Origin of the sequence: Pseudomonas sp. NFACC42-2 (assembly GCF_900116055.1) — a bacterium.
Classification (GTDB): domain Bacteria; phylum Pseudomonadota; class Gammaproteobacteria; order Pseudomonadales; family Pseudomonadaceae; genus Aquipseudomonas; species Aquipseudomonas marginalis.
On the sequence record NZ_FOZO01000010.1, the window covers coordinates 126958 to 141330 of the forward strand.

The window sequence follows — 14373 nt, forward strand, 5'->3', positions numbered from 1 at the left end:
GTTATGTATTTTTTTCAATTGGCACAGGGAGTGCTAAGGGGACCTGTCGACACCCGCTCGACTGCGTCTACCCTAAGGAAAAAAAACATGAATCTCCCCATTGAAGCTTTAGCTCACCTCGTTGGCAGCTCGCCTCAATTCATGCATCACCTGACAGACGACCAGCAGAAAAAACTCAGGCGCTTCATTCACAAGCGCGTACTCAACCCCGAAGATGCGGATGATCTTCTGCAACTGACGTACCTGGAGGCCTGGCGCAACCGCGAGCGTTTCTGCGGTAACGCCTCGCTCAGTACCTGGATGTGCGGCATCGCACAAAACCTGATTCGCAACCACTTCAGGCGCATGTATGCCAAACCCGTGCATTGCGAATTTGATGAATCGTTGTGGCATGGACAGGAAGAAAACAACAATCTGGATTGGGAGTTTGAGATCAACCGCCGCCTGGAGAACACCTTGAGCGCCATTGATCACCTGCCGGCTGAAATGCGCAAGACGATGTACGCCTCGCTGGAAACCGACGGCAGCTATCAGGACACAGCCGACATACTGGACATCCCCATCGGCACCGTTCGCTCGCGATTGTCGCGCGCACGCGAACAGCTCAAGCGCGCCACCCAGAATCCGTTTCAATCGTAAATCCGGCTGACTGGCCAAGCGTTGGGCGACAGGGATATCTGCCCAACCGAACCAGACCTCTTTCGTGCGTGCCAGGCAGATCGCCCAGCCTCCTGACAGTACCGCACCGATCCCACCAACACCGGACATCAGCCCCAAGCCTCTCGGGCGATCAATCCAGCTGCCAGCAGGAGCGGCGGGCAGGTTTGCGCGGCGGTCGAAGATTGCTCGGCGACATGGGCGTCTCTTCACAGGAGAAGCGAATCAGCAACCACTCGTCGCCCAACTCGCTCATTTCCGATAAACAATTGAAAGCGTAGATAAAAATTCAAAATAAATGCTTGACGCATTCCCGTTCTACGCGAATAATGCGCGCCACTTGGCTACATAGCTCAGTTGGTTAGAGCATAGCATTCATAATGCTGGGGTCCGGGGTTCAAGTCCCTGTGTAGCCACCAAGTACCGATCCATAGATGTCTACAGCAGTCTATGAATCACCTCAAGAAGCCCGCCTCGTGCGGGCTTTCTTGTGTCTGGCCGTTTATCCCTGTCTATCCCTCCCCACCCGCACCATCGCTGCCCACTGGCATGCCGGACATCTATACCTGTCCTTTTTAACCAAACGGTTGTCCATTCGAGCCAAGCACACTTCATCTCCCCTAGATAATGTTCACTCCATGCCGTGTCCCTAAAAACACAAATGACGAGGTGTCTCATGCATCTACGAGAACAGCAGCGACTATCCGATTCATCCTGGTTTTTACACAGATGGGACATGGCACCCGAAGAATTTGCCACTTACCTGCTGCAACTCGGGACCTTGGTGCTGCAACGCCGATGGAATGGGAGCAATCGTAAAACACCAACGTCCACGGCGATCTAGAACAGCGAACCGTCCGGTCAAGACAGAAATAAAAGAACCCCAGTCACGGACGATATCTACACCCATGGTCGCAGGACCAGTTCCGATGTCAGCATTCTGCATCTGCTGCAAGCACGGTTTTTCTAAGCCGTTGTCCGTCCAGACCAAACGATTGTCCTTGCCAGCAAAGCGTGCGCTCGACAGCAGCTCTAATTTGGATTCGTCGCCAGTTCTCGCGCCCTTTATCAACCGTGCGGAACACGACATTGAGCGAATGAGATCGTCCCCAGCCGAAACGGAGAAACCGCATCATGACCGACCAGCAACCATCCGTGGAACAACAGCCCTCCCTCTATGCGCGTCTTGGGGGCTACGACGTCATTTATCAGTTCGCAGGTGCAGTTTTGAGGAAGACCATGGGACATCCCGCTATCGGCCATATCTGGGCCCACATGTCCGAATCAACATTCCAGAAGGAACACATCAACTTTGTCGATTTCCTTTCTGAACATTGGGGTGGCAGCGCCAAATACCGAGGTAGGGACATGGTCACCGCGCATCGCGGAATGGGTCTTACCGAGGTGCACTGGCAAGCCGTGCTCGATTGTCTTGAGGAATGCTACAACGACTACGATCTGGCACCGGACCTGCGCAAAGAGGTCAATGACTTTCTGATCAAGTTTAAACCCGCCGTGATTGGTAGCCCCTCCTACCGCGACGTAGTACTCGCACACCCCGAAATGGACCCCGCCAAAGGAATGAAAAGCGTTGGGGTAATTTGGCCGAAACGAGGGAAGTAACCTGTGAAAAAGCTGGCGCAGGATACTGGTATTGCTGCACTCGTCGAGTAATGCAGGGAGCGATTTCACCAACTTCAGAGGGGGCAAAGACATGAGTCATACGCACGAACATCATCACGATCACGACCACACTGAGCCACCGGAGGCCATAGCGCTACGCGTCAAAGCGCTCGAGTCCCTGCTGACGGAAAAGGGCCTGGTCGATCCCGTAGCCATGGATGCTTTGGTGGACACCTACCAACACAAGGTCGGCCCGAGAAACGGCGCCCAGGTAATAGCGAAAGCCTGGTTCGACCCTCTGTACAAACACAGGCTGCTGGAAGATGGCACCGCAGCCATCGCCGAGTTGGGCTTTTCTGGTGTTCAGGGTGAAGACATGGTGGTCGTGGAGAACAGCCAGACCGTGCACAACGTGACGGTATGCACACTGTGCTCCTGCTACCCGTGGCCGACCCTGGGTCTGCCACCGGTCTGGTACAAGTCCGCACCTTATCGCTCGAGGATAGTCATTGACCCGCGCGGCGTGCTGGCGGAGTTCGGTCTGACGATTGCTGATGACAAGGAAGTTCGCGTCTGGGACAGCAGCGCTGAGCTGCGCTATCTGGTATTGCCGGAACGTCCGGCGGGTACTGATGGCTGGAACGAGGAACAACTGGTCGAACTCGTGACTCGCGACGCCATGATCGGCACCGGACTGCCTAAGAATCCGGATCAAGTAGCCTGAACCTGAAAAGGAGAAAACCCATGAATGGTATACACGACCTGGGCGGCATGCATGGCTTCGGCCCAGTGCTCACGGAAGAGCACGAACCCATCTTTCATCATGATTGGGAGCGCAGGGTTTTTCCGCTCTTCGCCTCGCTCTTCGTCGGCGGGTACTTCAACGTCGACGAATTCCGCCACGCCATCGAACGCATGAAGCCGGCCGAATACCTGCAGTCGAGCTACTACGAGCACTGGCTGCACGCCTTCGAGACCCTGCTGACAGAAAAGGGCATCATCAGCACCGCCGAACTGCAGGGTACGGCCAAACCAACCCCACCGACACAGCCCGTCACGGTGTTGACTCCGGACATCGTCGACGCCGTAGTGCTCGGCGGCGCCTCGTCGCGGGCAAAAGAAGATGTCCCCGGCCAATTCCGAGTCGGTGACCGGGTGCGGACGAAGTGCCTCAACCCAACCAATCACACCCGGCTGCCACGCTACGCGCGCGGTAAGGTCGGCACAATCGTGATTGCACATGGCGCGTTCGCTACCCCGGACACGATGGCCCACGGTTTGGGCGAACAGCCGCAGCAGGTCTATGCCGTACGCTTCAGTGCCGAGGAATTGTGGGGAGTACGGCGACCGGACAGTGTGTGCATCGACCTATGGGACAACTACCTGGAGGCCGTATGAACACGAGCATGCGCCACGACTACAAGGCGGTCGGCCTCCCTCTCGACGATGAAGGCCCGGTGTTCGACAAGCCTTGGCAGGCTCAGGCTTTTTCCCTGCTGGTGCACTTGCACCAAGCCGGCGTGTTCCCCTGGAAGGACTGGGTGCAGGTATTCAGCGAAGAGATCAAGACTGCCCCGGCGCAACCCGGAGAAAGCGTCAATGACGCCTATTACCGGCAATGGATCACGGCCATGGAAAGAATGGTCACCACCCTCGGCCTGACCGGGATGGAGGACATCGTCCAGCGGGGCGAGGAATGGAGGCAGGCCTACCTGAATACTCCCCATGGACAACCGGTGGTTTTGCTCAATGCAAGCTGTCCACCGGCCCACGGGCACACCGGTGAGCATCTGCCGCATCGCGAGCCCGTGGCGATCAGCCGAGCCTCTAACTGAGGGAGGAGCAGTTTTTTGTTGTCCTTTTTTACCTAGCAAGCCGCAGAGGCGGCCAAGGAGTCATCGTCATGCATATCGAACCTGGCCTCGTGGAAGCCGGAAAACTCTGGTTGAGCTATGTTACCGCCGCAAGCGTCGGCACCTACACCGTCAAACTCGTTGCGGACGCCGTTGGCGAACGAGGTGCCGTCTCGCTGGTAGTTCGCGCCGCCGCCGCCACGGCGCTGGTGTTTGGCTTCTTTGAACTGCTACCGCATCATCCGGTTGGCGTCTCGGAGGTGCATCTCATACTCGGCTCGACGCTGTTCCTGTTGTTCGGTGCAGCACCTGCAGCAGTAGGTCTCGCTTTGGGGCTGTTAATCCAGGGGCTGTTCTTCGCCCCATTCGACCTGCCGCAGTACGGCATGAACGTCACCACCCTTTTGGTACCGCTGTTGGCAGTTGCTGCCCTGGCGCGGCGTATCATCGCGCCAAACACGCCCTATGTTGATCTGGGCTATCGCCAGGCACTGGGCCTGTCGACGGCCTTCCAGTCAGGCATCGTCGCCTGGGTTGCCTTCTGGGCCTTCTACGGGAAGGGCTTCACGGCAGAGAACGCACTGTCAGTCCTGACCTTCGGCAGTGCCTACATGACCGTCGTCATCCTCGAACCGCTGTTGGACCTGGCCGTGCTGGCCGGTGCCAAGGCAACGCATCGCCTGCGTAACAGCAGGCTGGTCGAGCGCCGTCTGTACCAGACCGCCTGAGTCGACAGACGCCAGTCCAAGCCAGACTGTCCCCGGGCATTCGAAGACCGCAATGCTCGGGGCATCAAGAGCGAGAACGACCTCAACACCTCGTGAGCAAAACTGGAGGTAGTTGATGCTTTTCAGAAATAGCCCCCACAAGTCAGTCCGGGGAGTACCGCTGGCTCCATATTCATGGCGAAACGCGCCGTGATGAACGGGGACTACCAACAGATGAACGCGGGTCACCCTGCGCCGCATCCCATCCCATCCCGGCACCTCGCACCTTGATCGCCTTTGTAGTTCCTGAACCTTGTCTTCACCTGATCAGAAGATCCTGGACCGATCCAAAACTGTTCGTTCCTGGTTTGGCTTCACCTTCGACGCTGGCTGCAAGTCCGCGCGGGGAGATCCCGAACCGCTGCTTGAACAACCGGGAGAAATGCGAGGCATCGTTAAATCCCCAGCGCAGCGCTACGGCGAGCACGCCAGGATGACCGGAACTGCAGAGATCGCGCGCGCTGTGCCGCAAGCGCAGCTCCCGGATCAGGCCACTGACGGAAAATGGCTCTTCCTCGAACAGGCCATAGAGTGTCCGGCGCGAGACCTTGAATCGCGCCGCAAGCAGGTCCGGCCCGAGCCCGGGTTCAGATAAATGATCGGCTATATAGGTTTCGACCGCCTGGCGGAAGGCTGTCCGCACCGGCACCCGGTCCTGTTCCTGCGCCTCCAGCGTGGCGCCCAGCGCGACGGCGATGACACCGTTGAGCGCGGCGCTGAGCCCATGCTGCGCCTGTAGGCCGACACTGGCGTCCATCTGTTCAAGTGAGCGGGCGAAGCGAGCCGCGACCAATCCAAGTCCCGCTTGTCCACTGACGCAGCGCGCTGTCGCCTGGCGCGGTGCCGCGAGCCTGGACACCAGTTGCTCCCTGGGTATACGGAATGACAGCACGCGCCAATCTTCCCTGAAATCGAGAAAGTAGGGACGCGTGGAGTCCACGACGGAGAAGTCACCGGGCAACACCAGTGTCTCCTGCCCATCCTGACGTACCACGCATGACCCTTCCAACTGGAAGTTCGCGAAGCAGAACTCGACCGGGTTGCGGCGGATTTCATCCCAGCGTCGTTGGACGAACTGCGCACGGGAAAACACGCGGGTCTGCGCGCTCATGGAGAGGGGCCGGGAGCTCACCTCGCCCGTGAAGTCCGATCCTGCATGCTCTTGCTTGAGGATGGGATTGAGCGAGACGAAGGCCTCGCAGAGGACCTCACGCCAGTAGCTGAATCTTTCGCGCTGCACGCACGCTTCGGTAGTCCAGATTTGCATCCTGCGGTCACCCCTCAGTGGCGCAAAAGACAATCATCGCGAGCGCAAGCATGCGACTGATTTCTGAGCCAATGTCACGGTATGGCGGGCCGCTCAGACGTGTCATGTGTTACTCCTGTTGCACAGATCGTCAACTGGTCTTGCACGCAAAGGCAAGTCGTCGGTTGATGGGCTTGCAGGCACCCTGGCACGGCATTTTCGCTTGTGCCTGCGCTGTGCACGACGGGAATGCGAATGCGTCATGCCGGTGCAGTTTTCGCCGGATAAACAGGCGCAGGACTGAACCCATGTGACCTGCGGCAGAAAGACGCAAAGTCCGCGCCAGAACCAAGGGCATTCACGCGCCATAGGCTCTTTCTGCAGAAGGCACGACCTCCGTCGGGAAAGCCCGGTGCCCTTGCGCAAATCGTCAATTGGGCTTGCACGCTCCAGCGAGACCGAGGCAGTCCGGCTGCCTACGATGGGTCGTCCGTTACCTAACCCACCGCAAGAAAGGTCGCTTCCCATGGCTATCGATTTCCAGCTCACCGAATCACAGAAGGCTTTACAGGCAAGCGCGCGAACCTTCGCCGCCGAAGTCCTCAGCAAGGTCGCCCCCACCATCGCCCCAATCGCGCGACCGGAAGACCGGTTCTACGCCACGCAGCCGTTCTACGATGCAATGGTCGACGCCGGCTTCATCAAGGCGTTGCTGCCCGCCTCGTTCGGCGGCAGCGCCCTGACCACGCTGGATTTTGCCTTGGCTGCCGAAGAACTCGCCGCCGCCGACGTCAACTTGCCTTCGGCCTTGCTGGGCACCGGTCTGGGTTTGCACGCGGTGCTGCACCACGGCACCGAGGAGCAGAAGCGCCGCTTCCTGCCGGACTTCGTCGAAGATGGCTCGCGCCTGGCCGCCCTGGCCTTCACTGAGGTCACCGGCGGCGCTAACTACGACAGCCCCGACCCCTCCGCCGGCGTGCAGACATTCGCCCGCCTCGAAGGCGACGAATGGGTCATCAACGGCGCAAAGCACTACACCACCAACGGTACCGGTTGGGACGGTAAAGGCGCGCACCTGTACAGCGTCATATGCCGCACCGATGCGGCCCTGCCGCCGCAGCAATCGCTGGCGGTCATCATGGTGCCCGGCAGCGCCCAGGGCATCGAGATCGCGGGCTTTCTCGATACCGTCGGCCATCGCGCGACGATCTCGCCGCGCATCCATTTCAACAATGTGCGCGTGCCGGCGGCCAATATTGTGGGCAAGCCGGGCGATGGCATTGCCATGGTGGAAGATGCCTTCTCCTGGACTGCGGCGCTCATCGGCGCGGCCTGCGTAGGTGTGATGCGCGCGGCCTTCGACGTCGCCTTGAAGTTTGCCCGCACCGACAAGCGCTCCGGCACGGTGCCTGTGATTGAGCACCAGAACGTTGGCTTCATGCTGGCCGACATCAAGATGCACATCGAGGCCGCGCGCTACCTGACCTGGAAAGCCTGTCACCAGCTTGATATCACCCAGGGACGCAGCCGCGAACTGGCCATCATCACCAAGGTTCACTGTTCGGAACTGTGCGTTCAGGCTGTCTACGATGCCATGCGCGTTGTCGGTGTCGATGCCTACACCGACCTCTACCCGTTGGCCGGCCTGATGCAGGACGCGCTGTGTTTTCCCCTGTACGACGGCGGCAACATGGGGGTCCGCCGCCGGCAACTCCATGCGCTGCTGCGCTCGCCGACCTACGACGCCATGGCCGGTGCAGAGGCACGCAGTTGAAGCGGCCCCCGTGCCACGAGGCGTAAGCGCCGAGCAGCTGTCCTTCCCAGCACAACGAATGACCGCCCCAACAAAGCGACTTGGGGCGCGTCCCCCCTATCGTTGTCATGCGCACTGCCGCGCTGTCCTGTGTCGCCGCACTTCGCCGGCCGATCAATGACAGATGACTACTCGAGAGAGGACTTCCGTAATGACCCAAGCATTCTCCAGCGTCGCCCGCAGGACCGGCCACGTGTCAAAGGCCGGTACTCACTCGCCCCTGAGCAGCATGAACAAGGTATTGGCCTTGGCCTGTCTACCGATGATCACGATGGTGCCGATGACCGCGCGCGCCATCGATGTGGACATCGGTGATTTCGTCCCGGCGCCGGAGGGTACGACGGCGGGGTTGCTGTACCTGCAGCATGCCGAGCGCAACAAACTCTATGCCCAGGGACGGCAGACGGCGCGGGATCCTCGGCTGGTCTCGGATGTCGGTATCGGGAGGCTGGTGCACTACACCACGATTGGCGGGCTGACGGTAGGCCCCCAGATCCTGGTACCGTTTGGCCGGCTGGATGCCGGGCGCGACACGAGTGCACTGGGCAAGACCAGCGGGGTAGGTGACGTTATCCTGGCCGCACCAGTCTGGTTGATCAACGACTCAGCGTCTCGCACTTATCTAGCCATAGCACCCTATCTGTACCTTCCAACGGGTAGCTATAGCCACGACCGCGCGCTCAATCTGGGGGAAAACCGCTGGAAGTTTGATTTGCAGGTAGGTTTCGTCAAAGGGCTGACCGACAATTGGTATGTCGACTTGACCGGCGACGTCATGTTCCACGGCAAGAACGACAACTACGGCGCTGCCGGCGACACGCTCAAGCAGAAACAGCTCTACCAGGGGCAGGGATATTTGCGTTACCAGTTCACCCCCGGAGCCAACGCTTTCGTCGGCCTGTCGCAGACCTGGGGCGGTGAGACCCGAGTCAATGGCGTTGACAGCGACGACGAAGCTCGGCAACGAAAAATCAGCGTGGGTGGCAGTTACTTCATCCGCCCGAAGACGCAGGTGCTGGTGGCGCTCGGGCGCGACCTTGAGGTGGAAAATGGCTTCAAGGAAAGCGCCCGCATCAACGTTCGACTGTTGCAGGTGTTCTGAGCAAAAATCTCATTCAGGGCTACTCGATAACGCCTGGCGTTGAAACATATCCGGGCATGGGGCGACCAGGCGTAATCGAACAGCATTTGCCCTCAATTGACGCGTAACCCTCTACTGATAACGGCTTACCGAAAGGTAGCGCGTTTTTTTATGCCTTGAAGAAAGTGCCTGGGGCATACTCGCAGCCCCCACCTCCTTGATACAGAACCGAGCCCCATAGGACATCCCTTCATGAGCCTTGATGTGTTCGCAATCATCATGCTGGGCGCTGCGTTGCACGCTACTTGGAATGCCGTGGTCAAGGGCGGTGACAACAAGCTGCTGACCACCTGCATGATCGCGTCCATTGCATCGCTGATCGCATCGACGGTCATTCCGTTTCTGGAACTGCCGGCCAAGGAAAGTTGGCCCTTCATCGGCGCGTCAGTGATTTTGCAGGTGGTGTATTTCGTGCTGGTCGCCTCGACTTACCGCATTGCCGACATGAGCCAGACCTACCCGATCATGCGCGGCACCGCGCCGTTGCTGGTGGCGACAGCGAGCGTGGGGCTGTTGTCCGAATCCTTGTCCTCATTTGCCTGGCTCGGCATTGCCATCATCTGCATCGGCATTTTGAGCATGGCTGCCGCCCCCAGCATCGGTCAGCGAAAAGGGATGCTCCTGGCGCTGGTCAACGCGGCGGTCATCGCCGGCTACACCCTTATCGACGGTGTGGGTGTGCGCAAATCCGGCGCCCCGGCGGCCTATACGCTGTGGATATTCCTGCTCACCGGCCTCGCGCTTGCGGTATGGGCATTTGCCGTCAGGCGGCGCGAATTCTGCCGCTATCTGGCGCGCCACTGGCGCCCAGGTGTTATCGGTGGCTTCGGCACCGTCGTGTCCTACGGCCTGGCACTTTGGGCAATGACGGCGGCACCGATCGCCACGGTTTCGGCGCTCAGGGAGACCTCCATTCTGTTCGGCGTGGTGATCTCGGCACTGGTGCTCAAAGAGCGGCTGACCGGCCGCCGCATCATGGCTGCCTGCATCATTGCCAGTGGAGCTATGGTATTGCGGCTGGGCTGACGCGCCGGTCGAACCCATGACATGCCCGGCAGGACTGCTCTCCAAACAAATCACCCGCCACCCTATCAAATGAGACCACTTCTCATTAGTATGCCTGCTATTCGCGCAACGCCGCAGCAGGGTATCGGGGCCATGGAGACAGGGACGCCAGGGGATCAGGAAAAACTCAGCGCCGTTTTTATCGGGCAGCGCCGTGCGTTAATCCGTATGCTGTCGCGCGTCGTCGGCTGTTCGAGCCAGGCGGAGGACCTGGCCCAGGAAACCTACCTGAAGGTGGCGAAAGCGCTGTACGCTCGCCCTATCGAACACTTGAAGCCGTTTCTTTATCAAACTGCGCAGTACCTGGCCTTTGATCATCTGCGCAGTGTGCGCAGTAAAAGGCGCTATGAGTGTCATCTGGCCGAAAGCCTGGTTGTCGAGGTGCCCACCACGGCACCCGGTCCGGAGAGCCAGGCCCAGGGCCAACAACAACTGCTGCAGTTTCAACAGGTGCTCGCTACCTTGCCCAAACGCCAGCAACAAATCCTGGTATTGCATCGATTGCATGACCTGTCCCAAAGCGAGATCGCCCAACGCCTGCAGGTGTCGTTGAGCACGGTGGAAAAAGATCTGCGCCAAGCCCTCACTGCCTGCGTCAAGCAAACGACCTACCATGATTGATCGCGCCGACACCCCCGATGCCATACGTAAGCAGGCGACCGACTGGTTCGCCCAGCGCGATGAGACGGTGCGCAACCCCATCACCCGCCAGCGCTTTGAGCAGTGGCGCGACGCGGATCCCCGGCACGCCACGGCGTATGCGGAACTGGCCGCGATGTGGGAAAGCCGCGCCTTCGAGCAAGCCTTGAAAAACCTCGCCGGCGACCTGGAATTGCCCCCTGCCCCGCAAGTCGCCACGCACCGCAAGACACGCTTTATGGCTGTCGCCGCTGCCGTGTTGATCACGCTGGGCATCGGTTGGATGACCGATGTGCCGATGCGCCTGCAGGCTGACCACATGACCGACGTTGCGCAGTTGGAACGCTTTGACCTGGAGGACGGCTCGCACATCGTGCTGGGCAGCCACAGCGCCATCAGTATCGCTTTCGACGGCGCCCATCGCCGCATCAAGCTGCTGCGCGGCGAGCTCTACGTCGAAGCCGCACACGACTCAGAGCGCCCTCTTAGCATCGAAACCGCCGAGGCCAGCGTGACTGTAGTCGGCACGCAATTCAGCGTCAGCCAGCGTGACGCGGGCGTCACCGTCGCCGTGCGACAAGGCCAGGTGCGCTTCGCCAACCGCAAGGGCGAACAGAGCCTGTTGCAGGCGGGCAACTGGCAACAGTTGCTGGGTGGGCATCTGCAACCGCTGTCCCTGGAAGGTGGCGAACAGCAGATGGCCTGGATCAACGGACGGCTGTCGTTCCAGAACGCGCCGCTGGCACAGGTGTTGTCAGAGATCCGTCGCTATTACCCCTCACCGATCCTGCTATTGAACGATACCGCTGCCGGTGAGCGGGTCAGCGGCAATTACCAATTGGATGACCCCCACGCGATCGTGCAGGCGTTGAGTAGAGTCACTTCCACCCACATCCAGCGCCTGCCGGGTGGCATCCTGATTATTCGCTGATACAGAGCCCCTGACCCCGTCGCAAAAAGTTTTACGGCTTTCGAAGCTTCAACCCGTCAAGAACTTTGCCTTTGCAAATCATTCCTATTTCTAACGGGGCTCACATGCACTTTCCAGCACTCAATCCGACCCACGCCCGTAGCATCCTTGCGCTTGCCGTCTGCCTGGCGTGCAGCACTGCGGTTGCCGTGGAACCGGCGGGCAAGCCGGCCATTCGTGAAGCAGCAGATACCCGCAGCTTTGCCATAGCGCGTCAGTCGCTGGTCAATGCCCTGGATCAATTGAGTGTGCAGAGCGGGCTGCAAATTGCCTATGCGGCGGACTTGGCCCAAGGCGTCGAGTCGCCTGGCGTCAGCGGCCGCATGACCGCCCTGGAGGCGCTGGCCCAGTTACTCAAAGGCACGTCCCTGAGCTTCGAGCTCAATGGTCCCAACGCAGTCATACTGACCCGCACCGCACAACCCGGCGCGGCCCTGCAACTGGGCACCACCACCGTGATCAGCAACCAACTGGGCACCGTCACCGAAGGCACCGGCTCCTACACCCCGGGCACCATCGCCACGGCCACGCGCCTGGTGCTGACCCCGCGTGAAACGCCGCAGTCCATCAGTGTCGTCACGCGCCAGCACATGGATGACTTCGCCCTCGACAGTGTCGACGACGTGATGCGCCATACCCCTGGCATTACCGTGTCGGCCTACGACACCGACCGCAGCAATTACTACTCGCGCGGTTTTTCGATCAACAATTTCCAGTACGACGGTATTCCCTCGGCCGTGCGCAACGTGGCCTATTCGGCGGGCAACACCCTGAGCGACATGGCGATCTATGACCGGGTCGAAGTGCTCAAGGGCGCCTCCGGCCTGCTCAGCGGCGCCGGTTCCCTGGGCGGCACCATCAACCTGGTGCGCAAGAAGCCTACGGCGGAATTTCTCGGCCACATCACCACGGCGGCGGGCACCTGGGATCACTACCGCACGGAAGTGGACGTCAGCGGCCCGCTGACCGAAACCGGCAATGTGCGTGGGCGTGCGGTGGCGGCCTATCAGGACAACAAGTCGTGGATCGACCGCTACTCGAACAAAAGCTCGGTGTTCTACGGCATTCTCGAATTCGACCTGTCACCCGACACCTTGCTCACCGTGGGCGCCGATTATCAGGACAGCAAACCCAAAGGCTCCACTTGGTCCGGCAGCTTCCCGCTGTTCAACCATGCCGGCGAGTTGAACAATGCCAAGCGTTCCTTCAGCAATGCCACTGATTGGAGCAGTTGGCAGCAATACACCCGCACGGTGTTCGCGAACCTGGAGCACGACCTCGGCGACGGCTGGGTGACCAAACTGCAACTGGACCACAAGCTCAACGGCTACGACGCCCAGATGGGTGCGATCCAGTTCTACCAGCCGGCGGCGGACGGCACCGCCAATATCAACGCCCAGCGCTACAAGGGCGAAACCACCAGCGACTCGGCCGACCTGTATATCAGCGGCCCGTTCAATTTCCTCGGGCGTGAACATGACCTGGTGATCGGTGGATCCATCAGCACCGCCCACTGGAAGGGCAAGGGCTATTGGGACGAAACCTTCCCCACCGCCAACCTGGTCGACTACGTCAACTGGCATGGCAACCTGGCCAAGCCCGACTGGGGCGTGGCCTCCCAAGTCACCGACGACACCATTCGCCAGACCGGCATGTACCTCACCACCCGCTGGAACCTCACCAACGACCTGAAACTGTTGCTCGGCGGGCGCGTGGTCGACTACACCCTGACCGGCAGTACCGATACCTACCGTGAAACCGGACGCTTCATTCCCTATGCCGGAGCCATCTATGACCTCACGGACAACCTGTCGGCCTATGTCAGCTACACCGATGTCTTCATGCCCCAGGAAAGCTACAACCTCGACCGTAACCGCAAGCTGATTGACCCGGACGAAGGCGAGAACTATGAAGTGGGCCTCAAGGGTGAGTTCCTCGACGGTCGCCTGAACGCCAGCCTGGCGTACTTCGAGGTGAAGGAAAGCAACCGCTCCCTGCCCGACGATGCGTACAACAACCAGACCCCGACACCGCCCAACTTTGCCTTCAAGGGCACCGACGCGACGACCAAGGGCTACGAACTGGAGCTGTCCGGCGAGATCGCTCCAGGCTGGCAGTTGCAGGGTGGCTACACCCACAAGGTGGTACGCGACGACGCCGGCAAAAAAATCTCGACCTTCGAGCCCGAGGATCAAGTGAGCATGTTCACGATCTACAAGCTCAAGGGCGAGCTGGACAAAGTCAGCGTCGGCGGTGGCCTGCGCTGGCAGAATACGGTGTGGCAGGACATCTACAACAGCCCCAAAGACACCACCGAGAAATTTTCCCAGGAATCCTACTGGGTGGTGGACCTGATGACGCGCTACCAATTCACGAAAAACCTGTCGACCACGCTGAACCTCAATAACGTGTTCGATAAGCCCTATTACACCAACGTGGGCTTCTACAACTCCGCCATCTACGGCGCACCACGTCACTTCATGCTGACCACGCGCTGGGACTTCTGATTGCCTGAGCCACACGGCCTATCCCGGGGTAGGCCGCTTTTGACGCACTCACTTACCACTGTTAGTGTCCAGCCTCCCCCACGCACGGAGTG

General features: G+C 59.9%; 13 protein-coding genes and 1 tRNA gene. 13 read left to right on the forward strand and 1 reads right to left on the reverse strand.

The features are described 5' to 3' along the window. The first annotated feature begins 87 nt into the window (after positions 1–87). The 7 genes from BM416_RS19130 to BM416_RS19160 all read left to right on the forward strand — a co-directional run bounded on the left by BM416_RS19130 (position 88) and on the right by BM416_RS19160 (position 4861). Entirely contained in the window at positions 88–639 is a 552-nt protein-coding gene (locus BM416_RS19130) for an RNA polymerase sigma factor (protein ID WP_092489050.1), read from the forward strand. Positions 640–999: 360 nt separating this feature from the next. Further along, positions 1000–1076 (forward strand) — tRNA-Met (locus tag BM416_RS19135). A 715-nt stretch (positions 1077–1791) separates the two neighbouring features. Further along, the gene (locus BM416_RS19140) at positions 1792–2280 is read left to right on the forward strand and encodes a group I truncated hemoglobin (protein WP_027606923.1); all 489 of its coding nucleotides are present in this window, start codon (positions 1792–1794) and stop codon (positions 2278–2280) included. Between the two features lie 91 nt (positions 2281–2371). Next, the gene (gene nthA / locus BM416_RS19145) at positions 2372–3004 is read left to right on the forward strand and encodes a nitrile hydratase subunit alpha (RefSeq protein WP_092489090.1); all 633 of its coding nucleotides are present in this window, start codon (positions 2372–2374) and stop codon (positions 3002–3004) included. Between the two features lie 20 nt (positions 3005–3024). Continuing rightward, a complete protein-coding gene (gene nthB, locus BM416_RS19150; protein ID WP_092489051.1) occupies positions 3025–3678 on the forward strand; it encodes a nitrile hydratase subunit beta in 654 nt (217 codons plus the stop codon). Beyond that, complete coding sequence (locus BM416_RS19155; RefSeq protein ID WP_092489052.1) at positions 3675–4115, forward strand: nitrile hydratase accessory protein; 441 nt, start codon at positions 3675–3677, stop codon at positions 4113–4115. Before nthB ends, BM416_RS19155 begins: the two co-directional genes overlap by 4 nt. 68 nt (positions 4116–4183) lie before the next feature. Further along, a complete protein-coding gene (locus BM416_RS19160; RefSeq protein WP_092489053.1) occupies positions 4184–4861 on the forward strand; it encodes an energy-coupling factor ABC transporter permease in 678 nt (225 codons plus the stop codon). A gap of 298 nt (positions 4862–5159) precedes the next feature. Here the strand turns inward: BM416_RS19160 and BM416_RS19165 are convergent, their stop codons facing one another. Further along, positions 5160–6167 carry a helix-turn-helix domain-containing protein gene (locus BM416_RS19165; RefSeq protein ID WP_092489054.1) on the reverse strand — a complete coding sequence of 336 codons (1008 nt, stop codon included), beginning with the start codon at positions 6165–6167 and terminating at the stop codon, positions 5160–5162. A 505-nt stretch (positions 6168–6672) separates the two neighbouring features. On the opposite strand from BM416_RS19165, the gene BM416_RS19170 reads away from it, so the two are divergent. The 6 genes from BM416_RS19170 (at position 6673) to BM416_RS19195 (ending at position 14281) form a co-directional block, all read left to right on the forward strand. Next, positions 6673–7920, forward strand: a complete 1248-nt coding sequence (locus BM416_RS19170) for an acyl-CoA dehydrogenase family protein (RefSeq protein WP_092489055.1) — start codon at positions 6673–6675, stop codon at positions 7918–7920. A 190-nt stretch (positions 7921–8110) separates the two neighbouring features. Beyond that, positions 8111–9061, forward strand: a complete 951-nt coding sequence (locus BM416_RS19175) for a transporter (protein WP_092489056.1) — start codon at positions 8111–8113, stop codon at positions 9059–9061. 231 nt (positions 9062–9292) lie between these two features. After that, positions 9293–10126, forward strand: coding sequence for an EamA family transporter (locus tag BM416_RS19180; protein WP_092489057.1), 834 nt, complete (start codon positions 9293–9295; stop codon positions 10124–10126). Positions 10127–10258: 132 nt separating this feature from the next. After that, positions 10259–10786 (forward strand): RNA polymerase sigma factor, encoded by a 528-nt coding sequence (locus tag BM416_RS19185; RefSeq protein ID WP_092489091.1) that lies wholly within the window; start codon positions 10259–10261, stop codon positions 10784–10786. Next, positions 10779–11735, forward strand: coding sequence for a FecR family protein (locus BM416_RS19190; RefSeq protein ID WP_092489058.1), 957 nt, complete (start codon positions 10779–10781; stop codon positions 11733–11735). The genes BM416_RS19185 and BM416_RS19190 overlap by 8 nt, the downstream gene beginning before the upstream one ends. 104 nt (positions 11736–11839) lie before the next feature. Then, positions 11840–14281, forward strand: coding sequence for a TonB-dependent siderophore receptor (locus tag BM416_RS19195; protein WP_092489059.1), 2442 nt, complete (start codon positions 11840–11842; stop codon positions 14279–14281). Positions 14282–14373: the final 92 nt, after the last annotated feature.